At 71.0% G+C, this 24,779-nt stretch carries 18 protein-coding genes; 11 read left to right on the forward strand and 7 right to left on the reverse strand.

The features are described from left to right. Nucleotides 1-35: 35 nt before the first annotated feature. Both JJ691_RS02540 and JJ691_RS02545 read right to left on the reverse strand, forming a co-directional pair. Entirely contained in the window at nucleotides 36-767 is a 732-nt protein-coding gene (locus JJ691_RS02540) for an SDR family NAD(P)-dependent oxidoreductase (RefSeq protein WP_211767180.1), read from the reverse strand. Nucleotides 768-771: 4 nt separating this feature from the next. Further along, on the reverse strand, nucleotides 772-2,223 hold the full coding sequence (locus JJ691_RS02545; RefSeq protein WP_249227638.1) for an MFS transporter: 1,452 nt from the start codon (nucleotides 2,221-2,223) through the stop codon (nucleotides 772-774). A 52-nt stretch (nucleotides 2,224-2,275) separates the two neighbouring features. On the opposite strand from JJ691_RS02545, the gene JJ691_RS02550 reads away from it, so the two are divergent. Continuing rightward, nucleotides 2,276-2,989, forward strand: coding sequence for a TetR/AcrR family transcriptional regulator (locus JJ691_RS02550; protein WP_211767181.1), 714 nt, complete (start codon nucleotides 2,276-2,278; stop codon nucleotides 2,987-2,989). Nucleotides 2,990-3,101: 112 nt separating this feature from the next. Next, nucleotides 3,102-3,404, forward strand: a complete 303-nt coding sequence (locus tag JJ691_RS02555; protein ID WP_211767182.1) for a DUF1540 domain-containing protein — start codon at nucleotides 3,102-3,104, stop codon at nucleotides 3,402-3,404. A gap of 46 nt (nucleotides 3,405-3,450) precedes the next feature. Here JJ691_RS02555 and JJ691_RS02560 read toward each other — a convergent pair whose 3' ends face one another. Both JJ691_RS02560 and JJ691_RS02565 read right to left on the reverse strand, forming a co-directional pair. After that, nucleotides 3,451-4,188 carry a class I SAM-dependent methyltransferase gene (locus JJ691_RS02560; protein WP_211767183.1) on the reverse strand — a complete coding sequence of 246 codons (738 nt, stop codon included), beginning with the start codon at nucleotides 4,186-4,188 and terminating at the stop codon, nucleotides 3,451-3,453. 41 nt (nucleotides 4,189-4,229) lie between these two features. Continuing rightward, entirely contained in the window at nucleotides 4,230-5,441 is a 1,212-nt protein-coding gene (locus JJ691_RS02565; RefSeq protein ID WP_211767184.1) for an FAD-dependent oxidoreductase, read from the reverse strand. 120 nt (nucleotides 5,442-5,561) lie between these two features. Between JJ691_RS02565 and JJ691_RS02570 the strand changes: the two genes are divergently transcribed. Next, nucleotides 5,562-7,124: a hypothetical protein gene (locus JJ691_RS02570; protein ID WP_211767185.1), complete on the forward strand. Its 1,563-nt coding sequence runs from the start codon at nucleotides 5,562-5,564 to the stop codon at nucleotides 7,122-7,124. A gap of 13 nt (nucleotides 7,125-7,137) precedes the next feature. On the opposite strand, the gene JJ691_RS02575 is transcribed toward JJ691_RS02570, so the two are convergent. The 3 genes from JJ691_RS02575 to JJ691_RS02585 form a co-directional block, all read right to left on the reverse strand. Next, on the reverse strand, nucleotides 7,138-7,287 hold the full coding sequence (locus JJ691_RS02575) for a hypothetical protein (protein WP_211767186.1): 150 nt from the start codon (nucleotides 7,285-7,287) through the stop codon (nucleotides 7,138-7,140). 74 nt (nucleotides 7,288-7,361) lie between these two features. Continuing rightward, entirely contained in the window at nucleotides 7,362-8,348 is a 987-nt protein-coding gene (locus tag JJ691_RS02580; RefSeq protein WP_211767187.1) for a class I SAM-dependent methyltransferase, read from the reverse strand. Between the two features lie 26 nt (nucleotides 8,349-8,374). Further along, on the reverse strand, nucleotides 8,375-9,445 hold the full coding sequence (locus JJ691_RS02585; protein WP_211767188.1) for a phospholipase D-like domain-containing protein: 1,071 nt from the start codon (nucleotides 9,443-9,445) through the stop codon (nucleotides 8,375-8,377). 880 nt (nucleotides 9,446-10,325) lie between these two features. Between JJ691_RS02585 and eccCa the strand changes: the two genes are divergently transcribed. The 8 genes from eccCa to JJ691_RS02625 all read left to right on the forward strand — a co-directional run bounded on the left by eccCa (nucleotide 10,326) and on the right by JJ691_RS02625 (nucleotide 24,751). After that, on the forward strand, nucleotides 10,326-14,273 hold the full coding sequence (gene eccCa, locus JJ691_RS02590) for a type VII secretion protein EccCa (RefSeq protein WP_211767189.1): 3,948 nt from the start codon (nucleotides 10,326-10,328) through the stop codon (nucleotides 14,271-14,273). 73 nt (nucleotides 14,274-14,346) lie between these two features. Then, nucleotides 14,347-15,831, forward strand: coding sequence for a type VII secretion integral membrane protein EccD (eccD, locus tag JJ691_RS02595; RefSeq protein ID WP_211767190.1), 1,485 nt, complete (start codon nucleotides 14,347-14,349; stop codon nucleotides 15,829-15,831). Between the two features lie 5 nt (nucleotides 15,832-15,836). Continuing rightward, on the forward strand, nucleotides 15,837-17,192 hold the full coding sequence (gene eccB / locus JJ691_RS02600) for a type VII secretion protein EccB (protein WP_211767191.1): 1,356 nt from the start codon (nucleotides 15,837-15,839) through the stop codon (nucleotides 17,190-17,192). Nucleotide 17,193: 1 nt separating this feature from the next. Next, nucleotides 17,194-20,271: a hypothetical protein gene (locus tag JJ691_RS02605; protein ID WP_211767192.1), complete on the forward strand. Its 3,078-nt coding sequence runs from the start codon at nucleotides 17,194-17,196 to the stop codon at nucleotides 20,269-20,271. Further along, nucleotides 20,268-23,426, forward strand: coding sequence for a right-handed parallel beta-helix repeat-containing protein (locus tag JJ691_RS02610; protein ID WP_211767193.1), 3,159 nt, complete (start codon nucleotides 20,268-20,270; stop codon nucleotides 23,424-23,426). The genes JJ691_RS02605 and JJ691_RS02610 overlap by 4 nt, the downstream gene beginning before the upstream one ends. Before the next feature lie 70 nt (nucleotides 23,427-23,496). Continuing rightward, nucleotides 23,497-23,826, forward strand: a complete 330-nt coding sequence (locus tag JJ691_RS02615; protein WP_211767194.1) for a WXG100 family type VII secretion target — start codon at nucleotides 23,497-23,499, stop codon at nucleotides 23,824-23,826. Nucleotides 23,827-23,869: 43 nt separating this feature from the next. Then, a complete protein-coding gene (locus tag JJ691_RS02620) occupies nucleotides 23,870-24,157 on the forward strand; it encodes a hypothetical protein (RefSeq protein ID WP_211767195.1) in 288 nt (95 codons plus the stop codon). 15 nt (nucleotides 24,158-24,172) lie between these two features. Next, the gene (locus JJ691_RS02625) at nucleotides 24,173-24,751 is read left to right on the forward strand and encodes a hypothetical protein (protein WP_211767196.1); all 579 of its coding nucleotides are present in this window, start codon (nucleotides 24,173-24,175) and stop codon (nucleotides 24,749-24,751) included. The last annotated feature ends 28 nt before the right edge of the window (nucleotides 24,752-24,779 follow it).

Here is a 24,779-nt window from a genome sequence, read left to right on the forward strand (position 1 = left end):
CTGCAAGGGCAAGGAGTTTGGCTGAAGAGAGGGGATCAGGGCAGGGGGCGGCCGTCGAGGAAGAAGCCGCCGGTGGGGCCGTCGGCGGGGAGGGTGGCGGCCCAGACCACGCCGCGGGCGCTGTCGGCGGCGGGGCGGTCGTGCTCGTCGTCGCCGCGTTCGGGGTGGGTGGCGGTGGAGCCGGGGTCGACGGCGTTGACGAGGATGGGGGTGTCCACGAGGGCGTGGGCGAGCATCTCGGTGACCACGTTGAGGGCGTGCTTGCCGAAGGAGTGGGCGGGGGCCCGCAGGCTGGCGCCGAGGTCGAGGCCGGCGGAGATCTGCAGGGCGGAGTTGCTGGAGACGTTGACGATACGGGCGGCGGGTGCGGCCTTGAGCAGCGGCAGCAGGGTCTGGACCAGCTGCCACGGACCGAGCACGTCGACGTCGATGGCGGAGCGCACGGCGTCGATGTCGGCGTCGAGGGCGGACAGGACGGTGAAGTCGACGACGTCGCTGGCGTTGTTGACGAGCACGTCGAGGTGGCCGAAGGACCAGCTGAGGTATTCGGCGACGGCAGCCATGGTGGCGGGCGAGGTGAGGTCGAGGCGTAGGGCGGTGGCGGCGAGGCCGTCCCGGCGGAGCTGGGCGGCGAGCGTGTCGACGCGGGCGAGGTCGCGGGCGGTGAGAATCACGTGGTAGCCCTGCTCGGCGAGCTGTTGGGCCACGGCGAAGCCGATGCCGATGGGGCGGCTGACGCCGGTGATGAGAGCGGTCTTGGTGGTCATGGTGTCACTCGCTTTCGGGTGCTTGCTGGGCGTGCTTGGGCAGGAGGCCGACGAGCAGCAGGGCCAGGGCGTAGCCGCCGGCGCAGATGCCGAACACGAGCTCGGCGGCGGAGAAGTAGGACGAGGGGGACGGCCCGAGGTTGGCGAAGAACACGGTGCCGAGGGCGGCGACGCCGATGGCGCTGGCGAACTGCTGGGCGGCGTTGAGCACGCCGGCGCCGGTGCCGACCTCCTCGGGCGTGGCGTCGCCGAGGATGAAGTCGAACAGGGGGATGAACAGCAGGCCGGAGCCGATGCCGGTGACGAACAGGGCCGGGGTCAGCGTCCACACGGTGAGGTCCGCGCCCCAGTGGGCGGTGGTCCACCACAGGCCGAGCAGGCCGACGGCGGCGATAGCCAGGCCGAGGTGCAGGTTGGCGCGCCCGAGCTTCTCGGCGAGCAGGGTGCCGGAGGCGAGGGTGGAAGCCGCGGTGCCGACGGCCCACGGGATCAGCGCGAGGCCGGTGTCCAGCGGGGACCAGCCGAGGCCGGATTGCAGCAGTAGGTTCACGACGAGGACGAACGCGCTGAGCGAGGCGTAGCTGGCGGCGACGATCACCAGGCCGACCACGAAGCCGCGCTTGGTGAACAGCGACGGCGTGATGACCGGATGCCGGCTGCGGCGTTCGGAGCCGACGAACAGACCGAAGAGCACGACAGCGGCGGCGATCATGGCGTACGTCCACGCGGGCCAGCCGAGGTCACGGCCCTGGATGAGCGGCACGATCAGCAGCGCCGAGGCGACGGTCAGCAGGCCGACGCCGAGCAGGTCGAGACGGGCGCCGCGGTCCTCGCCGCTGTGGCGGGGCATGACGCGCCAGCCGAGCAGGCCGGCCAGGACGCCGATCGGGACGTTGATCAGGAAGATCGAGCGCCACTCGCTGCCGAACAGGTTCAGGTGCAGCAGCCAGCCGGCCAGGATCGGGCCGGCCACGGTGGCCAGGCCCATGATCGGGCCGATCGGGGCCATCGCCTTGCGGAAGTGCTGGGGCGGGAAGACGAGCTTCAGCAGGGCCATGCCCTGCGGGATCATCACCGAGCCGAACAGGCCCTGGCCCAGGCGGGCGACGATCAGGAAGCCGGCGCTGGGGGCCAGGCCGCAGGCCAGCGAGGCGGCGGTGAAGCCGGCCATGCCGATCAGGAACAGCCGGCGGCGGCCGAGCAGGTCGCCGAGCCGGCCGGAGGTGATCAGGCCGAGGGCGAAGGCGGCGGTGTAGGCGGACAGGACCCACTGCAGGGTCATCGGGCCGCCGCCGAGGTCGGCGCGGATGGACGGGCCGGCCAGGTTGGCCACGCTGGTGTCGATGAGGTCCATGAGCTCGGCGGCGACCACGACCACCAGCACCAGCCAGGCCCGGCTGAGGGGGAGCGGTGGCGGGGCGGCTCGAGACTCTGACGAACTAAGTTCGATGTTCACGAACTAAGTTCTACTGGGCGAACTTAGTTCGTGTCAAGCTAGAGTGGTGCCCATGCCCGTCGACCCCAAGCAGCGCCGCGCCGCCCGGCACGCCCAGCCCGGCGCGGACGCCGCGCCCGCGCCGCGCAAGGCGCCGATCACCACCGACCGCATCACCGACGCCGCGCTGCACGTCATCGCCACCGAGGGCTACGAGGCGCTGACCATCCGCCGGGTCGCCAACGTGCTCGACACCGGGCCGTCCTCGCTGTACGCGCACATCGTCAACAAGGACGACCTCGACGACCTGATCATGGGGCAGGTCTACGCCGGGATCGTGCTGCCCGAACCGGACCCGGCCTCGTGGCGGGAGCAGCTGCGCGAGGTGTACGGCCAGATCCGCGACCAGTACCTGAAATACCCCGGCGTCGCCCGGGCCGCGATGGCGACGGTTCCCACCCACCTGGAGACCCTGCGGGTCGGCGAAGGGCTGCTGGCGATCATGCTCGCTGGCGGCGTCGAGCCGCGGACCGCCGCCTGGGCCCTCGACGCGCTCACCCTGTACGTCGGCGCGTACACCCTGGAACGCGCGCTTGTCCAACAGCGCCAACAACATCACGGCGACGAGTGGGTCCTCAGCCGGGACGAGCTCGTCAGCCGGATGACCGCTCTGCCGGCCGACCGCTTCCCGCACACCCGTGAGCACGCGGCCGAGTTGGCCGCCGGCGCCGGTCACGACCGATTCGACTTCACCATCGGCCTGATCATCGACAACCTCGGAAAGTGACAACCCCTATTCCGCCGTTTAGCTGAGGCTCACCTAATTGATTTCGTGTTGCGATCATGGGATTCCACTGGCAGCGTCGGCCCCGCCGAACATGACACCATGAGGAGTGCTCATGACCACCACGGATATGCCGGCTGTCAGCGAGTGCACCGTCACGGGGTGCTCATACAACCACGACGGCTGCCACGCCTTCGCGATCACGGTCAGCGGGGAGCACGGCCACGCCGACTGCGCCACCTTCATTCCGTTGGCCCGCAAGGGAGGCCTGCCGATGGCGATCGCCAAGGTGGGCGCCTGCTCCCGCACCGACTGCATGCACAACCGCGACCTGGAGTGCACGGCACCCGGTGGCGTGCGGATGGCGCCGGGCGTCGGGGAGAACACCACCAACTGCATGACTTACGCTCGGATGTAGCCGTCGATCACGCGGCCGGGGAGTTGCTCTCCGGCCGCGTGAACGGCTAATTCGACTTGGCGGTGAAGACGGCGAAGCTCGGACTTTGGCGCAGGTCGGCCCAGAATTCCTCGCCGCGCTCGTCCACCGGCACGATGGTCGGCGCGCGGGTGATCTCGACCAGGCCGGCTCGGCCCAGGGCGCCCTCGAACGCGCCGACCGGCCAGAAGAAGGAGTCGAAGGCGAACGCCGGCTCGTCGAGCACCCGCACCGACACCGGCTGCCGGAAGGTCGCCGAGCCGGTCCGGACCACGTCGTAGCCGTAGCGGCCGTAGGGCCCGGCCAGGACGTCGAAGTCGGCGTCGGGGTTGGGCACCAGCACCACCAGCGTGCCGCCGGGGGCCAGGTTGGCCGCGAGGTTGGCGGTCATCCGGTCCAGCGCGGCCGGATCGTCGGCGTAGCCGAGCAGCCACACCGCCGTCACGATGTCGAAGCCGCCCAGCACCGGCAGTTCGGCGGCGTCCAGCTGGCGGTACTTGATGCCGCGAGGTTCCTTGTCCTCCCTGTGGTTCGCGTACGCCACCATCTCGGCCGAGGAGTCGACGGCGACCACCTCGGCCGCGCCCAGATCGGCGAACACGCGGGGATAGAAACCGGTGCCGCAGGCGACGTCCAGCACCGACCTGCCGGCCAGATCCGGCAGCGCGGACAGGAACGTGGCCTGTTCGGCCAGTCCGGTGGGAATGTGCTTGGCGCGCTCGTAGGTCTGGCCGAGCGCGTCGTACTGCTCGTCGGATTCCGCCATGGCGCAACGGTAGTGGCAAAGGCGGTGCCCGAACGGGCGGATCAGCGCCGGGCGAAGGCGGGCGCGTGCTCGGGGCGCAGGCCCACGCCGATCAGGTAGGCCGGCACCACCGACGCGGCCGGGAACAGCCGCAGCAGGCGGACGAACGCCTTCGGCGGCCCGTTGCGCACGCCGGCGACGATCGGCACCGCGATGGCCCGGTGCATCATGCCCTGCAAAGCCTGCACGAGGATGGTCGGCAGCAGCCGTCGGGACCGCACCTTGGCGAGCTCCTTCGACGTGACCTGCCCGCGCCGCAGCGGTTTCGCGAGCAGGGCGGCCGCGGCGACGGCGTCCTGCACGGCCAGGTTGATGCCGACGCCGCCCATCGGCGACATGGCGTGCGCGGCGTCGCCGATGCACAGCAGGCCGTCGATGTGCCAGCGGTTGAGCCGGTTCAGCCGCACCTCGAGGAACTTCACGTCGTCCATCGACTCGACCTCGCCGACGCGGTCGGCCAGCCACGGGATGAGCTCGGCGACGTTGCGGCGGAAGCGGGTCACGCCGTCGGCCCGCAGCTGCGGATCGCTGCCCTTGCGGCCGATGTAGCCGAGTTGCAGGTGCTCCTCGCGGGGAATGACGACCATGAAGCGACCGGCCCCGGCGTGTGGCATCAACGCCTGCGCGCGGTCGGATTCCTTGCGGGACAAGCGGAACCACCAGGCGTCGATCGGCACCGGCAGCTCCTTCGGCCGCAGTTCGGCCTGGTGCCGGGCGATCGACCAGCGGCCGTCGCACGCGACCGTGAGATCGGCCCGGATCTCGCCCGTCTCGCCGTCCTCGGTGCGGTAGCGCACGCCGCGCACCACACCGTTCTCGCGGATCAGGTCGGTGGCCTCGGTGCGCATCCGCAGCGTGAACGTCGGTTCCTCGGCCGCGGCCTCGGCGAGCATGGTGAGCAGATCCCACTGCGGCACCATCGCGATGTACGGATGGCGCACGCGCAGCCGGCGCAGATCGCCGACGCAGACCTCCTGGTCGTCGCCGAGCGGGAACACGATCCGGTCCAGCCGGCTCTGCGGCAGCTTGGCGAAGCGCTCGCCGAGACCGAGCTCGTCCAACAGCTGCAACGTTGTCGGGTGCACTGTGTCGCCACGGAAGTCGCGCAGGAAGTCGCCGTGCTTCTCCAGCACGGTCACGTCCACGCCGCCGCGGGCCAGCAGCAGTCCCAGCACCATGCCGGCGGGGCCGCCGCCGATGATCACGCAGCCCATGGCCACCTCCAGAATTCATCGCCTGTTGAATAGGTTGCCACCGTCCGGTCGGCCCGGTCAAGTCGCCTCACCCGCCCAGCCGATGCGCCCGCCGCGAGGCCCAGGGCAGGCTTGGCCACCATGACGGACAGGCGGCAGCGGCACGTCAATCAGGCCCTGATGCGCATCCCGCGCCGCGCCGAGAGCACCGACCGGTCCACGCTGGCCACCACTTACGTGGCCGCCGGGTCGTTCTCGGCGATGCTCAACTCCGAGGATCACCAGATCCTGTACGGGCGCAGGGGAACCGGCAAGACGCACGCGTTGCTGTACCTCAGCGACGTGGTGGAGCGGGCCGGTGATGTCGCGGTCTACGTGGACCTGCGGACCATCGGCTCGGCCGGCGGACTCTACGCCGACAGCTCGCTCTCGCCGTCCACCCGAGGCACGCATCTCCTCGTCGACACGCTGGAAGCCATCCACGAAGAGCTGCTGACCGCCGCCATGGAACGCGAGTTCGGCGACCCGGACGGCCTGCTGCGGGCCATGGACACGCTGGTCGACGCCTCCACCGCGGTGGAGGTCGTCGGCGAGGTGGAGGCGGAGACCCGGTTGGGGGAGAAGGAACACAGCGGCGCCGGCGTCGAGCTGTCCGTGTCGACCGCGCCCCGAGGGCGGATCTCCGCCGGGCAGCAGCGAACCGTCCGCGCCGAGAGCCGGCTGCGGCGGACCGGCGTGGAACAGCATCGCGTGCTGTTCGGTCCGCTCGGCCGGGCGCTGCGGGCCGTGGCGAAAGCCATGCGCCCCAGCCGGTTGTGGGTGTTGCTGGACGAGTGGAGCAGCCTGCCGGTCGATCTCCAGCCACTGCTGGCCGACCTGCTGCGCCGCAGCGTGCTGCCGGTGCCGGGGATCACGGTCAAGATCGCGGCCATCGAGCGGCGCTCCAGGTTCTTCGTGCCCAACGGCAACGACTACCTCGGCATCGAGGTCGGCTCCGACGCGGCCTCGGCGGTCAGCCTCGACGACTTCATGATCTTCGACCACACCCAGAACCGGGCCCAGGAGTTCTTCGGCCAGCTGTTCTACAACCACGCCGGGCCGCGGCTGGCCACCATGATGCGGGAACCGCCGGCCGACGCCGACGCGTTCCTCGGCGAGGCCTTCCGTCGCGGGGCGTTCGCCGAGCTCGTGCGGGCCGCCGAGGGCGTGCCCCGGGACGCCATCAACATCGCCGCCCTGGCCGCGCAGCACGCCAACGCCGAACCCATCGCCCTCGCCGACGTGCGCAACGCGGCCAAGGACTGGTACCTGCGGGACAAGCGGAACGCCCTGGCCGTCAACGAACCCGCTCGGCGGACATTGCAGCTGCTCGTCGATGAGATCGTCGGCAACCGGCGGTCCCGGACCTTCGTGCTGGACCAGCTCGGGTACGCCGCCTACGAGACCATCGACGAGCTCTACGACGCGCGGCTGCTGCACCTGCTGCGGCGCGGCATCGTCGACCCGCAGCATCCCGGCCGGCTCTACGACGGCTTCGCCATCGACTACGGCTGCTACGTGTCGCTGCTGTTGGTGGGGGACCAGCACACCCGGGTCCGCGACCGCGGCGGGTGGATCAGCTCCCCGAAGGGCGTGCCGCCGGACGGCTTCAGCCTGTCCCGGGTGGCGGTGGATCTGCCGACCCTGCTGAAGGGGATGGCCTGAAAGCGCTGTTGATCTACCTCAGACTTGCATTCGGTGTGTCCCAGAGCGGGACTCGCCGGGGGACGGTGCCGCCGGCGAGCCGGGTGCGGTGGACGACCTCAAGGCCGTAGCACTCCTCGACGTCCAGCAGCGCCCACAGCACCTTCCGGGTGGCCCTGGTCATCCGATCGCCGGGTCGAGGCTAGCGGCCCCACGTGAATCGACGACTGCTCCGAACCGGCTCCACCGATCCAGAGATCACGCCGACCGCAGTCGCATCGTCTCGCAGACGTAGTACTGGAACACGTGACCGTCCTGCCGGGCCACGGTCTGCGTCACGGTCAGGCCGGCGCCGGTGAGGTCGGTGGCGTCCACCAGGAGCGGGCTGTGGCCCAGCAACACCATGGTGCCGCCGGGCTTCAGGCAGAAGGCCAGCCGCGGCAGGATCTGGCGGGCCTGGGCGGTGGAGACGACCTCGTTGTTGAGGAACCGGACGAACATGATGTCCACGCTCAACGGCGCGACGGCGGGCGTCAGAGCGTCCCCGACATGGACCCGCTCCAGGTGGGCGCCGGCGTACTCCACCATCTCCGGACTGAGGTCCTGGCCGACGGTGCGGATCCGCTCCGGGTTCAGGCTCGCGAAGTCGGCCAGGAAGCGGCCGGTCGAGCAAGCCGGATCGTACGCGACGACGTCCGTCGTGAGGTGGGCGAAGCGCGGGCCGAACCGCTCCAGCGTGTAGCGGCGGATGTGCTCTTCGCCGAGGTTGAGCAGGGCGGCCTCGTGGTCGTTGACCTCCCAGCCCTCGGCGATGACCTCCTGCCCCGGCACACGGTGCTTGGGGAAGGGGTGGATCAGCTCGGTTTCCGGCGTGATGGCGTCGAACGCGGCCCGGCGGGCGGCCTCGTCCAGCGGCCGGAAGCCGACCTGGACGCCCGTGTCGGACGTGCGCACGGAGGTCAGCGGGCCGAGCACGTTGTGCCAGTGGACGCGGCTGCAGAACAGCCCGGGCAGGCCGTGCTCGACGACGAGATCGGAAATGGTCTTGGACCCGACGAGCCAGACGTCGCCGAGGCGGAACAGGAACAGCCGCTCGGGGAAGTTGTTGTGCTCCTCGCGGATGAGGTGCTCGCCGGCCCGCGCCCAGTGCGAGAAGTCGCCGGCCAGCAACGCCGCCCGAGCGTCGATCTCGTCCTGTACGAGCGTCGGGTCGAGCGGCGGTCGCTGGATCTGGTCGCTGTCCACGCGGCCACGATACGGGCCGGTCCCGGTCAGGCCTTGCCGTAGGCCTTGACCAGGGTGGCGATGAAGGCGGCGTACTCGTCGGCGATGCCGGGGGCGGCGATGCGCAGCTGGTTCTCGGCGTTGGCCTCCGCGTTGGCGCTGAAGTTGTACGAGCCGGTGGCCACGGTGTCGTCGCTGACCAACACCTTGAGGTGCATGAAGTCGTGCACGCCGGTCGGGGTGTAGGGCGTGGACCTCTTGCCGACCAGCCGGGCCGACACCGTCGTCCAGTCGGCCAGCGCCTGCGCCGACGCCGCCGACTTGCTCCTGCCCCACTCGTGCGCGATGGACCCCATCTGCCCGGCGTCGACCATGCCGCTCAGGTGCACGCCGGCGCCGACCGCCTTGGCCAGCGCGGACAACAGGGCGTGTGAGGTGATCACCATCGAGGCGATCACGAGTCGGTCGCGAACGCCACTCACCATCGCCACGAGGTCGGAGTCCATCGCCCGGCCCTCGCCGGGCGCGAACGACCAGGAGACGGTCGCCGGGCCGACGGTGGTGGCTCCGCGGTCGCCGACGCCGGTGCGCCGGATGTCGCCGGACTCCCACAACTGCTCGAAATCCTGCTCGTAGGCGGCGGCCAGCGCGGTGGAGTCGATCCGCAGGATGTTGTTCTCCTGACGGGTCCAGGCGTCGTCGGTGAAGTTCGTCGAACCGGTCCACACCCGTCTGCCGTCCACGACGACGTACTTGTCGTGCATCAGCTGTCCGGACGGAGTGGTGACGGGTCTCAGCCCGACCTTGCTCTCGCCGAGTCTCGAATGCAGCCACTGGGCGGTGCCTGGTGGCGCCGGGTCCGCGCCAAGCGTCGCGAAGCCGGTTGCGGGTTTGCTTGCGTCATAGGCGATTCGCACGTCGACGCCGTTGGCGGCGGCCTCGGTCAGCGCCGACACCACCGGTTTGGCCAGCGCGTCGCCGAGGCGGAAGTCGTAGATCGCGATGTGCACGCTGGTGCGGGCGGCGCCGACAAAAGCGGCCAGCTGGGCGGCGATCCGGGACGGCTGGGCTGCCGGGCCGCCATGGGCGGTGTCGCGTAAGAAGGTGATCTCAGTCATGGCCTCCATGACAGGCGGGTGGCGAATCGGTCGGGACCGCCGACCGAGTGAGTGCCACCCTTCAGCCGGCCGGCGAAATCCGCTTTCGCGTCGGTCAAACCTGTGCGCGGTAACGATTCGAGATCGCCTGCCGGTGCGCTGCGCGTCGGTTGCCTCGCGGTGCGTGACCGGCGGCCTTGATGATCACCGCCGCGCGTGCCGACTGGGCGTGCGCCGGCACGTGTCCGGACACCGCGAAACCGCGTCTGACGTGGGGATCGGCGCATCGCTGGACGGGTGTGGAGAAGTCGTGGAGAAGCCGTTGATAGACCTTCGGCATGCTGTTGGCAGACGGAAGGAGAGCGCTCCCAGGGATCGGTGGTCGAACGTGCAGTCCTGCCCGGCCGCAGGGGCAAGATCGGGCGTCAGGCCCCCCGTGGTCGACGTTGAGGCCATAGGACACAGGACGCGCTTCTGTGGCGCCGCGCTCAACTTCGGTCCATAGTGGACCTCTGCGCGGTCGAGAGGTTGGCGTGATGGTCACGAGCTCGCACCACTCAGTCGAGTGTGAAGTAGGTCACATGCGCGAACCGGCTTTCCCGGTTGGTCGTGTGAGGTGTGTGCATTACCCAAATGTGACGTAGTGAAAACGGTACGACATTGTTGCGTTGTGCTTCTGCGTGTCGTTGTTGGTCACCAGAAGCGACTGCCCGAAAGTTTTCGCCGGTTGCCCGACTTTGCCGTACAGGTCAGGGAAGGCGGGCATGTCGCCGTCCAATGTGGCGTCGGCGACGTGAGACATTAGGGCACTCATAGGTTGCCGTAGGTGCCTGTAGTACAACAGTGCCCTAAAGCAACGCATAGCATTTGACGAGCCGCCGCTAGCCCTGGAGCCAGACTGATGAGCATCGTGATCGTCAAGCGATCGCAGCGCGTCGCCGGTCCTGCCCTGCCGACCGGAGAGGTGGAGCTGGCCGAGCCTCCCGTGCTCGGCGAGCCCGCCAGCCTCGACTTCGGCTCGGCCCTGGTGTACCTGCCGATGGGCCTGGGCAGCGCGGCGATGGTGATGATGTTCTCGATCGCCGGCAGCTCTCCGACCGTGTACATGATGTCCGGGATGATGGGCGTCTCCATGGTCAGCATGAGCGTCACCCAGTTGGGGCGCCAGGGCATGGAGCGCAAGCGCAAGATGCGCGCCGAGCGCCGCGACTACCTCCGCTACCTCGCGCAGCTGCGCGGCCAGGCCCGCGCCGCCGCCGACGAGCAGCGCGCCGCCTCTCGCTGGGACAATCCCGAGCCCTCCTCGCTGTGGTCGCTGGTGTCCGGCCCGCGCCTCTGGGAGCGCCGCGCCAGCCATGAGGACTTCGGCCGAGTCCGCATCGGCCTGGGCGCGCAGCGGGCCGCGCTCGAGTTCGTGCCGCCGCGCACTCGCCCGATCGAGGACCTCGAACCGCTGACGGCGATCGCGCTGCGTCGCTTCATCCGCGCCTATCGGACCGTGTCCGAATTGCCCATTGCGGTGGGACTGCGCAGTTTCACCAGCGTGGAATTCGCCGGCGAGGCCGGGCCGGTGCTGGCCCTGGTGCGGGCGATGGTGTGCCAGCTGGCGGTGCTGCACTCGCCGGACGACCTGCGCATCTCGATCCTCACCGACGAGCCCGGCCGTGCCGAGTGGGACTGGTGCAAGTGGCTGCCGCACCTGACCCACCCGACCGCCCGCGACGAGGCCGGCCCGGTGCGCATGGTGTCCGGCGACCACGACACCCTGATGGACCTGCTCGGCCCGTCGGTCACCGACCGGCCCGACTTCGACCGCACCGTGCCGCCCGGCCCCAACGAGCCGTTCCACGTCGTGGTGGCGCACCGGGTGCAGATCCCGGAGCACTCCCGCCTGCTCGACACCGGCCTGCGCAACGTGATGCTGCTCGACGTCACCGGTGGCATGCACGGCGGTCCGGACGTGCTGCGCCTGACCGTGGCCGGCGAGCAGGTCGAGTTCCCGGCCGGCGACTCCACCGGCACGGCCGACGCGGACCGGATGAGCGTGTCCGGCGCGGAGAACGTGGCCCGGCTGCTGGCCCCGATGCGCACCAGCGGCACCGTCGACCTGATCGACGAGCCGCTGGAGAGCAACTTCGACCTGACCACGCTGCTGGGCATCCGCGACGCCCGCGGCTTCGACGTGCAGCAGCAGTGGCGGCCGCGGCGCAACCAGCGGGCCCGGCTGGTGGTGCCGGTCGGCGTCACCGAGAACGGCGAGGTCGTCGAACTCGACATCAAGGAGTCGGCGCAGGGCGGCATGGGCCCGCACGGCGTGCTCATCGGCGCCACCGGCTCCGGCAAGTCGGAGTTCCTGCGCACGTTGGTGATCGGCCTGGCCGCGACCCACTCGTCGGACGTGCTGAACATGGTGCTCGTCGACTTCAAGGGCGGCGCCACGTTCATGGGCATGGACAAGATGCCGCACACCTCGGCGGTGATCACCAACCTCCAGGACGAGCTGCCCCTGGTCGACCGCATGCAGGACTCGTTGCAGGGTGAGATGAACCGGCGGCAGGAGTTCCTGCGCCAGCACGGCTACTCCTCCCTGTACGACTACGAGAAGGCTCGTGCCGCCGGCACCCAGCTGGCGCCGTTCCCGGTGCTGTTCGTGGTGGTCGACGAGTTCTCCGAGCTGCTGTCGTCCAAGCCGGAGTTCATGGACCTGTTCGTCCAGATCGGACGGCTGGGCCGGTCGCTCGGCGTGCACCTGCTGCTGGCTTCGCAGCGTCTGGACGAGGGCCGCATTCACCGCGTCGAGGGCCACCTGTCCTACCGGATCGCGCTGCGCACCTTCTCGGCCATGGAGTCCCGCAGCGTCATCGGCGTGGCCAGCGCCTACGAGCTGCCGTCCGCGCCCGGCCACGGATACCTCAAGATCGACACCACCAACCTGGTGCGGTTCAAGGCGGCCTACGTGTCCGGTCCGTGCCCGGACGCCCCGGACAGCTCGCCGGCCGCGCAGTCCAAGGTGGTCGGTGAGGTCGCGCCGTTCGGGCTGATGCCCGGCCGGATCCGCCGTCCCGAAGACGACGAGCCGGTCGAGACCACCGAGGAAGTCCGCCTGGAGTCCGCCGGCGACGGCGAGGACAGCCTGATGGACGTGCTGATCGACCGCCTCGTGGACCAGGGCCCGCCGGCCCGCCAGGTGTGGCTGCCGCCGCTGTCCGAGTCGCCGAGCCTGGATCAGCTGCTGCCCGGCATCGTGCCGGACCCGGTGCGCGGCATGACCGCCCTGGACCACCCGGCCACCCGGTCGCTGCGGGTGCCGCTGGGTATCGTCGACCGCCCGTACGAGCAGCTGCGCGAGCTGCTGGTGGCCGACCTGTCCGGCGCCAACGGCCACATCGGACTGGTCGGCGCGCCGCAGTCCGGCAAGTCCACGCTGCTGCGGACGCTGATGCTGTCGCTGGCCCTCACGCACACCGCGGAGGAGATCCAGTTCTACTGCCTCGACCTGGCCGGCGGTGGTCTGGTCTCGACGGCGGGCCTGCCGCACGTCGGCTCCATCGCCACCCGGCTGGAGCGCGACCGCGTCCTGCGCACGATCGAGGAACTGGCGCAGCTGCTGGAGCGCCGCGAGCAGATCTTCACCGAGCTGGGCATCGACTCGATGGTCGCCTACCGGCAGGGCCGGACCACCGGCAAGATCAGCGACCCGAACGGCGACGTGTTCCTGCTCGTCGATGGCTGGGGCACGGTCCGCTCCGACTTCCAGGACCTGGAGCCGCGCATCACCGAGCTGGCCGCCCGCGGCCTGGCCTTCGGCCTGCACGTGGTGGTCGCGACCAACCGGTGGTCGGAGATCCGGCCGGCCATGCGCGACGTGCTCGGCACCAAGCTGGAGCTGCGGCTCGGCGACCCGATGGAGTCCGAGCTGGGCGCCCGCGTCGCGGCCCGCGTCCCCGAGCAGGCCGGCCGCGGCCTGACCAGCGCCAAGTTCCACTTCCTGGCCGGCCTGCCGCGCATCGACAGCTCGTCGGCCACCGACGACCTGACCACCGCCACCAAGGCGGCCGTCGAGGAGATCGCCACCTTCTGGGCCGGCCAGTCCGCGCCCGAGGTCCGGCTGCTGCCGAACAAGCTGCCGGTCGGCGACCTGCCCGCGCCGCAGCCCGAGTTCGCCCGGTTCTGCATCGGCCTCGACGAGCAGCGCCTGTCCCCGGTGTGGCACGACTTCGACATGACGCCGCACCTGTCGGTGTTCGGCGACACCGAGACCGGCAAGACCAACATGCTGCGGCTGATCGCCCGCAACGTGATCTCCCGCTACGGCCCGACCGAGGCGCGCATCCTGCTGGCCGACACCCGGCGGCAGCTGCACGAGGAGGTGCCGGAGCCGTACCGGATCGGCTACGCCGTCGACCCGGACGCGCTGTCCGACCTGATCGGCAACGCCGGCGTGTCGATGACCCGCCGGATGCCCGGCCCGGAGATCACCCCGGACCGGCTGCCCAAGCGGGACTGGTGGACCGGGCCGCAGCTGTTCGTGCTGATCGACGACTACGACCTGTTCGTCAGCGGCGGCGGCATGGCGTCCCCGATGCAGCCGCTGATCCCGCTGCTGGCCCACGGCGCCAGCATCGGGCTGCACGTGGTCATCGCCCGCAGCACCTCCGGCGCGATGCGGGCGATGATGGATCCGCTGCTGCGCCGCATGTGGGAGCTGGGCAACCCGGGCGTGTTGCTGAGCTATCCCAAGGAAGAGGGCAAGTTCCTCGGCGAGGCCAAGCCGCGGCAGCTGCCGCCGGGGCGGGCCCAGCTGGTGACCCGACGTGACGTGCGTCTCCTGCAAACCGGGATGGCGTGATGCCGAAACCCCGTCACGACCGCAAACCGAGCTCGTCTCACCACTACGGATCCACGACAGGAGCGACGTCAGCATGAGGCCAACGGACGCGATCGGCGCCGATGCGTCGTTCCCGGCCATGCCCCACGGGCAGATGGTGGCCGTGTCGGACGCCTCGATCGACCAGATTCCCCTGGGCACAGGCGGTTCCGGCCCCGCGGACCTGTGCCGGATCACCGTGCACGGCCCGGACGGCCGCGCCGACCTGGCGATCCCCAGCGCCGCCACGTTCGGGCTGCTGGTGCCGGTGCTGGCCCGGCACGTCAACCGCGGCCAGGCCGAGGGCAGGGACTGGGTGTTGCAGCGCCTGGGCGAGTCGCCGCTGGACCTGGACGCCACGCCGGAGCAGGCCGAGATCCACGACGGTGACGTGCTCTACCTGCGGGCCGCCGAGGCCCCGATCCCGGAGCTGACCTACGACGACCTGGCCGACGGCATCGCCGACGCCATCGCCGCGCGGCCGGACCGCTGGCGGCCGGAATCCACGCGCCGCACGCTGATCGGGCTGGCCACACTCGCGGCCGTCGCGCTGGGCGTCGCCACCTTGCTGGCCGGCGGCCCCGGTGGCTTGATCGCGATCTACTGTGGAGTGATCACGCTGGCGCTGGGCGGCGGCGCGGTCGCCATCAACGAGCTCAGCGACGACCGGCCACTGTCCTATGTGGGCGGTATCGCCGCCTGCGCGTTCGCCGCGGCCGCCGGCCTGGTCGGCGCGCAGGACTCGGCCAACATGTTCGCCCCGCAGCCGTCCGGGGTCCTGCTGTCGGGGATCTGCGTGGTGCTGGTCGCCGGCGCGCTCGCCGCCGCGACCCGGGGCGGGGTCGCCATCTACGGCACCGCCGGCCTGCTGGGCATCTGCGCGATCCTCGGCTCCGTGCTGCGGACCGGCACCTCGGCCGACACCGCCGGCGCGGTCAGCATCGTCGCGGTCGCGCTGTTCCTGTTCGCCACGTTCGGAGCGCGCGTCGCCGCCCGCCTCGCTCGCCTGCGGGTGCCGACCCTCCCGCGCACCACCGACGAGCTCCAACAGGACATCGACCCCGCGCCGGCGTCGATGATCGCCGGCCGGTCCGCTCTCGCGGACGGCTACCTCACCGCCGTGGTCGTGGCGTCGTCGGTGGTGGCGCTGGTGGACAGCCTCGTGCTGATCGGCGTGGACGGCTGGATCAGCGTGGTGCTGCCGCTGGTGTTCGGGCTGGCCTGTCTGCTGCGGGCCAAGTCCCTGCTGTCGGTGTGGCAGCGCGGCGCGACCGTCTGGGCCGGTGCGCTGATCATCACCGCGGTGGTCGTCGCGTACGCCTTCTCGCTGGCCCCGGTGGGGCGCATCGGCCTTCTCGTCGGTGTGGTGCTGGTGGTGGCGTTGCTGGTGATCGGCGCCTGGCGGCTGCCGACCACCCGGCTGCTGCCGATCTGGGGCCAGGTGGCTGACATCGCCGAGCTGTGGACCGCGATCGCGCTGGTGCCGCTGCTGCTGGTCGTGCTGGACACGTACCACTTCTTCCGGGCACTGGCGGGCTGAGGCGGATGCAGACTCGACGCGATCACGTTCAGGCCTACCAGTTCGTCACCTCGCGCCTGGCCAGCGCCCTGACCGCGGGCGACCCCGGCCGCGGCGAGTCGCCGCTGCGCCGCTCGTCGCTGGGCCTGATGTGGGGCGTGCTGGTCGCGGTGCTGCTGTGCGGCGGATTCGCGATCTACGGGCTGATCAACCCGGGCGGCAACAACGACTACAAGAAGCCCGGCGCGATCGTGGTGGAGAAGGAGACCGGCAACCGGTACCTCTACATCAACGGCACGCTGTACCCGACGCTGAACACCGCCTCGGCGATGCTGTTCTTCGCCGGCACCAACACCACCGGCACGTTCACCCCGGTCTCCCGCGCCTCCCTGGTCGGCGTCCCGCACGGCCGGTCGGTCGGCATCCCCGGCGCGCCGGACTCGGTGCCGCAGGCCAAGGACATGCTGCCGGCCCAGTGGTCGCTGTGCGCGGACCCGGGCGCGGACGAGCCGACGATGCGGATCGACGTGGACCCGAACTCGCCGACCACGGCGTTCCCCGCGGACTCGAAGTTCCTTGTGCAGGGCCAGGATCACGTGAACTACGTGGTGTGGCGGAACACGATCTACCCGATCGGCTCGCACACCGCGTTGGTGGCGCTGGGGTTGGGCGACACCGCGCCCACGCTGGTGCCCACTGCCTGGATCCACCAGTTGCACGCCGGGCAGACCCTGGACGTGCCGGTGATCGACGGCGCCGGCCAGAACGGGCCCACTGTGGACGGTCAGCCGTCCAAGGTCGGTGACCTGTTCGAATCCGTTGTGGGTGCGGAGAAGGAGACCTTCGTGCTGCGCAAGGACGGCGTGGCCCCGGTCAACGACACCTCGCTGGCCCTGCTGCTCAGCCGGCCCGGCGCGCACCAGCCGCGGCAGGTCAGCACGGCCGCCCTGGTCGCGCTGCCGCAGTCCGGCGACCACTCCACCCTCCAGGGCATGCCGAACATGGTGACGTCCAAGACCTACAGCGCCGACGACGCCGCGGTGTGCGTGCGGCAGCGCTCCTCGGGCGACGCGGTCGGCCTCGGGTCGCTGGTGATCGAGCCGATCAAGATGTCGGCCGGGCAGATCACCATGAACGTGCCGGCCGGCAAGGGTCTGATCGCGGTCAGCGAGCCCGCGCCGCAGCAGGCCGACAAGCGTGTGTACTACCTGATCACCGATCTCGGCGAGAAGTTCCGGGTCGCGCAGCAGGCGTTCGGACCGCTCCAGATCGGCGGCTCCGCCGTCGGCGTGCCCAAGGAGGTCCTGGACGCCATGCCGTCCGGGCCGGATCTCGTGATGGGCGCGCAGGTGCTGGCGGCGAACACCCGAGGAGGGCAGTGACATGATGCTGGGCACGAGGCTGCGCACCTGGGCCGTGGGGACGTCCGATTCCGGGACACTGCCGCAGGTGGCGTGCGTCGAAGCGGGGCACGCGCTGCTGCTGCACCTGGAGGGGCACCTCAACCCGCGCGCGCTGGCCTTCGCCCGCATGATCGCGCCCGACCCCGATCACACCGTGGTGGTGGCTGATGTGCCGCCGGACGGCCCGATCGAGCTCTGGCACGCCGTCGCCGCCCTGCTGGGCCGCCGCCGCGGCGGCTACCGGCTGGTGCTGGGCAAGCATTCCCGTGACGCGGCCGTGATGACCGGCCAGTGGCTGGCCGAACGGCTCAACTGCCCCGTTCTCGTGCCCGACGGCGACGTGGTGATGGCCCCCGGCGGCGCGCTGTTCAGCTCCGCGCTGCAGGGCGTCGGCTGGGTCCGGTTCCGCCGGGGCCGTGCGCCGCAACAGGATTCGCGCCACTTCCCGATCCCGGACTGGACTTTCCCCGGCGCCGAGCAGATCTGGCAGCCCGGCCCGGTCAGCGTCGTGGAGCCGCTGCCGGCCGGCGTGTGGATCCGGCCGCTGGAGTCGGCCGACGACCAGCGGGCGCTGCTGATCTCCGGCCTGGTGCCGCGCTCGGACCTGATGACCGTGGTGCTGGGGTCGCCGAACTCGCGGCCGGTGCCGATGGCGGAGATCTCCCGGTTCTGCCACTCGGTTCCGCCGGAGCACCGGGACCGGGTCCGCTTCGTCCAGTACGGACCGGTCGAGGTGCTGCGTTCCTCGGTGGGGCAAGCGCTTGCGGACCAGCTCGGCGCGCCGGTCACCTTCTACGCCGGCCTGCCGTCCACCGAGGGCACCGTGCACGTCGTCTCGCCCGAGGGCGGTCTGGGCTGGCGTTCCTTCGCCCGCGAGCTGCGCTACCACCCGCGCGCCGCGGCCGCCGGCCGGATCATGCCGCCGCAGCTGGTCGCCTATGACACCCCGATGCCCGGCGCTTCCGAGTTGTCGCCCGGCGTCTACTGGTACGCCAGCGACGCCGTCGTCGAGATCGTCCAGAGTGGACTGTGGCTGCGGCCGCCGGTCGCCCCGGTCAACGCCGACCACGTGCGGACCGCCCCCAGCGACCCCCGGCACGCCGCCGTCGTGTTCGACACCTCCTCGCGGCACCTGACCGACCGGATGCAGGCCCTGGCCGGGGAAATCCTGGCCACCATGGATCCGGCCATGCGCCGCATGTTCCGGGTGCTGCCCGCCGCCGTGCTCATCGCCAACAGCCACCACGTGCCGGTCCTGCCGGCCCGGGGCATGGTCGTCGAGTCCGTGCCCGGCCGCTGGACCGCCGAGTCCGTGGAGCTCCCCGCCGACCACGGCGTCGAGCTGATGGCCCCCCGGCTGGCTCTCCCGGCCCTGCCGGCCGCGTCGGTCGACGCCCCGGTCGAGGCCACGGTTGTCGTGTCCGCCGACATGATCGAGGACGCCGACGTCGTCGACGAGCCTGATGCCGTCCCCGCTGTGGCCGAGCCCGCCGGTCCTGCGGCTGCTGGCGACATCGTTGACAAGCTTGATTCGGCAACTGTCGCCGTGCCCTTCGTGGCGATGCCCGTGGTTCCCGCCGTCGACCGCGATGACGAGCTGGATTCCCCGACCCTGTCCGCCCGTTTTGTGGCCAAGCCGGCCGAGCCCGTCGTTCCCGGTGCCAGCACCGACATCGTATTGGAATCGGCCGTCATCGGCCTCGCCGGCGGCACCGTCGACGAGGAGCCCCCGGCCGCTGAGCCTGTTGCGCTGCCTGTGGTCGAGGCTCCGTCCGTGGTGGCCACCGATGCCCCGGCCACACCGGTCACCGAGTCCGCCGACCCGATCGCCGTCACCGCCGAGCCGCCGGCCGCTGCCGCAATCGCCGAGCCGCCGGTTGTCGCTGAGCCGCCAGCCGCCGCCGGACCGATTGCCGCCGCTGCTGGTGCTGGTGCCGAGCCGCCGGTAGTCGCTGAGCCGGCCGCTGCCCCCGAGCCTGAGGCCGCGCCGAAGCCGATCGTCACCTCGGCGGTCGACGCGCCGCCGGCGGCGATGCCGACCGGGCTGCGGCTGGAGTCCTCGGTGCCGGACTTCGGCATCGACTTCGCCGCCATCGCGGTCCCGGCGCCGGCGCCGAAGGCCGAGGCCCCGAAGGTCGAGTCCACGCCGCAGCCCGACGCGGCCGCGATCCTGGAGCCCGAGCCGCTGCCGGAGCCGACGCCCGTCGTGGCGCCGGAGCCCGAGCCGGTCGCCGTCGCGGAGCCGGAGGCCGTCGCCGCCCGCGCCGTCGCGGTGCAGCCGGTGCCGGCGGCGGGGGCGTGCGCGGTGCCGCCGGACCGTGGCCTGACCGAGGAGCGGGCCTGGCTGCGCAAGACCCTGAACTCCCAGTACGACGTGGCCGCCAGCACAGTGTCCAGGATGCTGTCGCAGGTGCCGGGCCTCCGGGTCGGCATGCAGGCCGACGAGGTGCTGGCCGACTTGGTCGGCGTCCGCGTCTACCTGACCGGCGACAGCGCCGGCCTGGACGAGGCGGTCCGCTCGGCTGTCTCCGGCCCGCACGTGCCGCTGGCCCGCGTCGTGACCTCCGGTCTGAAGCGCCTGCCGTCCTACCGCGGCGCGACCCAGCTGTGGGCGGCGGCCGGCGAGTCCGAGCTGGACTGGTATCGCAATCGCTTGCTGGTCAGCGAATGGGCCTTCCTGACCGCCACCACGGCCGGCCGCCCGGCCATGGACGGCGAGGTGGAGTTCCGCGTGTGGTCGATGACCGCCCGCCGCACCCAGCTGATCGACCCGTCCGTCGACGACCAGGTGCTGTTCGTGCCGGGCACCAACTTCAAGGTGCTGGAAGTCCGGGACGAGCCGAACCCGGTAGTGCTGCTGCGCGAGCTGTCCACCGCCGAGATCGGCGAGGACGGCCAGGTCAACACCGGCCGCAGCATGTTCGACGACCTGGCGCTCGGCGGCCTCGACCAGGCCGCGCAGGCCTGGGCCCAGGTCGCCGGCGCCGCCGCGGCGCGGCCGACGGCCAGCGCCCCGCCCGGACTGCTTTCCACCGCCATGGAGAGGACGAGCGCATGACCCGGCAGGTTCTCGAGGTGCCGGGCGCCTTCCGCACCATCGCGGAGGCGCTGGCCAAGGCCACCGACGGCTCGGTGATCAACGTCGCCGCCGGCCGGTACGAGGAGTCGCTGGCCATCACCGGCGTCGTGACCATCAGCGCCCAGGACGGCCCCGGCACGGTTCGCCTGCACGCCACCAAGGGCAGCACGCTGGTGGTCGCCGGCGGCGCGGTGCAACTGTCCGGGTTGGACATCACCGGCGACGACGCCGAGCTGCCGGTGCTGGACGTCCGGCACGGCGAGGCAGCGCTGGACAACTGCCGGGTCGGCGGCGCGGCCTGGACGGCGGTGCTGGCCAGGCAGACCGGCGTGGTGGCGATGCGGCAGTGCCGGGTGCAGAACCCGACCGGCGCCGGCGTCGTGGTCACCTCCGTCGGCAACAGCTCCGTCGAGGAGACGGTGATCGCCGAGGTCGGCTCGTCGGCGATGGTCGTGGCCGAGAACGGCCGGGTGCAGGTGCGCGGCTGCGTCTTCGACCATGTCAAGGGCAACGGCCTGTGCGTCAACGGCTCCGGCGTCGGCCAGATCGCCGACACCAAGATCGTCGGCAGCGGCAAGCCGGCGGTGGTGATCGAGCAGGAGGGCAAGGCGGAGCTGACCCGGGTCAGCATCACCGAGAGCGCCAGCCTGGACGCCTATCTCACCAGCGCGGGCGCGGTCACCATGACCGACTGCGCGTTCAGCGGCTCGGGCGGCCAGTCCGTGCACATCGCCAACGGCGCGAAGCCGACGCTGCGCGGCTGCACCTTGACCGGCGCCGCGCGCCAGGGCATGCATGTGACCGGCGGCGCGTCGCCGGTGATCGAGAACTGCACCATCACGGAGAGCCCGATCGGCCTGCTGGTCGACGCCTCCGCGGACCCGACGGTCAAGATGCTGACTGTCACCAAGGCTGACCAGTCGGCGGTGTTGGTGAGCGGTGGCGGAAAGCCCCGCATCGACGGGCTCTCGGTGGACGGGGGAGTGCGGGTCGTCGACTCCGGCATCGACCTGCGCCGTGCCGTCATCGAGCTGGCCAACGGAGTCGGCGTCGCGCTGGAGGGTTCGTCCACCGGCCGCGTCGACGAGTTGCGGGTGCGCACCGCCGCCGGCGCGGGTCTGCTGCTGACCGGCCAGGCGCGGGCGGCCGTGAGCTCGGCGGCGGCGCTGGGCTGCCCGATCGAGATCGGCTCCGGCAGCGTGCTGACGCTGGAGGCCAGCGAGGTCACCGAGGTTCGCGGCGCCGGCATCGTCGTCGCGGACGGCGGCACGCTGCGGGCCACCCGCTGCCGCGTGCACCACAACTCCGGGCCGGGCATCGACGTCCAGGGCAGTGGAGTGTCCGAACTGGACTCCTGCGAGATCTTCGACAACGAGGGCAGCGCCCCGCCGGCCCCGCCCGCGCCGCCGGTCGCCCCCGCGGCGCCCGCGCCGGCCCCGACCGCGAACGCCCAGCCGGCCGCTCCGGCAGCCCCCGCTGCGGCTCCGGCGGCCGCCGCCGACCAGGGCGATGAGCAGGCGTCGCACCGTGGCGACGGCCCGCTGGCCGACCTGCACAGCCTCGTCGGCCTCGACTCGGTGAAGGCCGAAGTCACCGGCCTGATCAACCTGAACCGGATGGCCCAGCGGCGGGAGCAGATGGGCCTGCCGATGCCCGCGCTGAGCCGGCACCTGGTGTTCGCCGGCCCGCCCGGCACCGGTAAGACCACGGTCGCCCGGCTCTACGGCTCGGTCCTCGCGGAACTCGGGATTCTCCGCCAGGGCCACATGATCGAGGTCGCGCGGCAGGACCTGGTCGCGCAGTACATCGGCGCCACCGCCATCAAGACCACCGAGGTGTTCGAGAAGGCGCTCGGCGGCGTGCTGTTCATCGACGAGGCGTACACGCTGACCAGCCAGTCCGGCGGCTCCGGCCCGGACTTCGGCCAGGAGGCCGTCGACACGGTCATGAAGCTGATGGAGGACCACCGCACCGACATCGTGGTGATCGTCGCCGGCTACACCGACCAGATGGAGCAGTTCCTCGCCTCCAACCCTGGTATGGCCTCCCGGTTCACCAAGACCGTGGAATTCCCCAACTACACGGTGGACGAGCTGGTCACCATCGTCCGGGGCATGGCGGCCAAGCACTACTACGAGCTCGACGACGACGTGCTGAACGCGCTGCACCGGTACTTCGACAAGACGCCGAAGGGCAAGACCTTCGGTAACGGCCGTGTGGCCCGCCAGCTGTTCGAATCGATGATCGCCACCCAGGCCTCCCGGCTGGCGATCTCCGGCGGCGCGGACAACGAGCTGAGCCGGTTCGCCACCACCGACGTGCCGATGGCCGATGGCGACGACGGCAGCGACACGCCCGAGGACAACCTGCCGCCCGGCCCAAGCGCCCGCCGACTGTCCACTTTGGTCGGTCAGCAGGCGGTGAAGGACGCGCTGCTGGCCCGGTTGACCGGCCTGCTGGCGCTGCACCGCCGGCGACAGCCGCTGGCCGGCCTGGCCAACATGGTGTTCGACGGCCCGGTCGGCAGCGGCCGGCGCACCGTGGCCCGGCTGTTCACCCGCTCGCTGGCCGAGCTGGGGCTGATCGCCGCCGGCGCGGTCGTGGAGCTGCCGCTGTCCTCGTTGCCGTGCAAGTTCGACGGCCAGGCCGAGATCCGGGTGCGGGTCGCGGTCGGGGCGGCCGCCGGCGGCGCGCTGCTCGTCGACATCGATCCGCTGTTCCTGCAACGGTCCGATGTCGAGAAGGGCCGCGTCGTCAACGCGGTGCGCGAGGTGCTCGCGGCGGCCCCGGCGGACACCGTGCTGCTGCTCGTGGGGCAGCAGCAACTCATCGGCGCACTGCTCGGCCGGACCGAACTCGCCGGTCGGTTCGCCGAGCACCTGCGCTTCACCGACTACTCGCCGGCCGAGAGGGCCGAACTCGTCGTCCGCTGGTGGACAGAGAACGGTTGGCAGGCGGGGGAAGGCGTCGCCGCGATGCTGACGGCCGGGTTGCCGGCCGGCGGCGTGCGGGACGCGCACAAGCTCGCCGCGGTGGTCGCGGCGAGCACCACCTCCAGGACGGTCACCACGGCCGACCTCGACGGTGCCAAGCCGTCGGTCGAGGAGCGAAAGGCGGTGCCCGTGCCGGCGTGAGCCGGACCGGACACCGAAACAAACCAACGTGGTGACCTAGCGCACCACCAGCTGTGAGGAGCGAAGCCACATGGCGTCGTCGATTTCCAAGATCGATCTTGCTGGTCTTTCCGGGACCGCGCAGAGCCAGCAGGAGGCCGTCGACTCGGTGCAGAGCGACCTGCAGCGGGTCATCAGCGAGTGCGACTCGCTCGCCGCCGCGTGGACCGGCGACGCGGCCACGCTGTTCCAGGACGCGATGAGCAACTTCCAGGAAGGCGCCAACAAGGTGCTGGCCTCCCTGCGCGAGATGCAGGAGAAGATGGTCAGCACGCACAGCAACTTCAGCGGCACCCACGAGAACATCAACACGGTGGCGCGCAGCACGACCAGCTCCATGGGCGGCCTGCAGGGTCTGTGACCCACTTCCCCCTTACCTGAACGAATCCGAGAGAGAGAAGACAATGGCCGACTACTCCATGCAGCTGGACACGACGCCGCAGATCGGTGAGGCGCTCCAGGGCATCGCCAACGAGCTGACCCAGGTCGGCGAGTCGCTGGTCAGCGCGATCAACTCGCGGCTGGCCGACACCGACGGCGCCACCAAGGACCAGTTCATGCTGGTTCAGCAGCACTACAACCAGGCGCACGAGGACATGACCCAGAAGCTGCAGCGGGCCCAGCACGACCTCATGCAGATCCACGAGCTGATCACGCACGGCGAGAAGGTCGGCACGCAGACCTGGTCCTGACCCCGGAGGTCGACAATGGCTGGCTACGCAGATTTGCTCGGCGGGGGCAGTTCGTCCTCGTCGTCGTCGAAGCCGGGTCTGACCAACTGGGACCCGAACAACGCGCCGCCGCCGGTCACCGGCGGAGGCCCGACCAACCCTGACGGCTCGCCGTCGCTGACGCCGCCGAACGTGCCCGGCAAGGGCAACGGCAGCAGCGGCAGCACCACGGTGAGCACGCCGTCGATGAAGATTTTCGCCGACAACATCGGTCAGCTCATCGAGCCGCTGAACAAGGCCCTGTCCTACGTGCAGAGCATGCCGAAGGTGCAGGCGGGCGACTTCAACACCGGGCACGTGATGAAGACGATGCTCACTGGGGACGCCGGCGACGGCATGCTCCAGTCCGGCTTCGAGACCGTGCTCAAGAAGTGCGTCAAGTCGGTCACTGACACCCACGAAGCGGTGCTCAAGCTGGCCAGGGACTACGAGAACATCGACGACCTGAACAAGGTCACCGGCCAGCAGCTGTCGCGGGCGATGGGCGACGTGCCCGGCGAGATCACCGCGGTCGGCTCCGCCGGTTCCAAGTTCGGCGACGGCACGACCCCGTAGCACCGGCGACCGGCCGTCCGTCCGAAGT

It is taken from the genome of Kutzneria sp. CA-103260, from assembly GCF_018263855.1.
GTDB lineage: Bacteria > Actinomycetota > Actinomycetes > Mycobacteriales > Pseudonocardiaceae > Kutzneria.

Coding starts and splice junctions, on each gene's coding strand:
- JJ691_RS02560 (WP_211767183.1), bottom strand. CDS start 4,188: ATGGCGGAATCCGACGAGCAGTACGACGCGCTCGGCCAGACCTACGAG.
- JJ691_RS02555 (WP_211767182.1), top strand. CDS start 3,102: ATGACCACCACGGATATGCCGGCTGTCAGCGAGTGCACCGTCACGGGG.
- JJ691_RS02615 (WP_211767194.1), top strand. CDS start 23,497: ATGGCGTCGTCGATTTCCAAGATCGATCTTGCTGGTCTTTCCGGGACC.
- JJ691_RS02610 (WP_211767193.1), top strand. CDS start 20,268: ATGACCCGGCAGGTTCTCGAGGTGCCGGGCGCCTTCCGCACCATCGCG.
- eccB (WP_211767191.1), top strand. CDS start 15,837: ATGCAGACTCGACGCGATCACGTTCAGGCCTACCAGTTCGTCACCTCG.
- JJ691_RS02625 (WP_211767196.1), top strand. CDS start 24,173: ATGGCTGGCTACGCAGATTTGCTCGGCGGGGGCAGTTCGTCCTCGTCG.
- JJ691_RS02585 (WP_211767188.1), bottom strand. CDS start 9,445: ATGACTGAGATCACCTTCTTACGCGACACCGCCCATGGCGGCCCGGCA.
- JJ691_RS02575 (WP_211767186.1), bottom strand. CDS start 7,287: ATGACCAGGGCCACCCGGAAGGTGCTGTGGGCGCTGCTGGACGTCGAG.
- eccCa (WP_211767189.1), top strand. CDS start 10,326: ATGAGCATCGTGATCGTCAAGCGATCGCAGCGCGTCGCCGGTCCTGCC.
- JJ691_RS02620 (WP_211767195.1), top strand. CDS start 23,870: ATGGCCGACTACTCCATGCAGCTGGACACGACGCCGCAGATCGGTGAG.
- JJ691_RS02565 (WP_211767184.1), bottom strand. CDS start 5,441: ATGGGCTGCGTGATCATCGGCGGCGGCCCCGCCGGCATGGTGCTGGGA.
- eccD (WP_211767190.1), top strand. CDS start 14,347: ATGAGGCCAACGGACGCGATCGGCGCCGATGCGTCGTTCCCGGCCATG.
- JJ691_RS02540 (WP_211767180.1), bottom strand. CDS start 767: ATGACCACCAAGACCGCTCTCATCACCGGCGTCAGCCGCCCCATCGGC.
- JJ691_RS02550 (WP_211767181.1), top strand. CDS start 2,276: ATGCCCGTCGACCCCAAGCAGCGCCGCGCCGCCCGGCACGCCCAGCCC.
- JJ691_RS02605 (WP_211767192.1), top strand. CDS start 17,194: ATGATGCTGGGCACGAGGCTGCGCACCTGGGCCGTGGGGACGTCCGAT.
- JJ691_RS02570 (WP_211767185.1), top strand. CDS start 5,562: ATGACGGACAGGCGGCAGCGGCACGTCAATCAGGCCCTGATGCGCATC.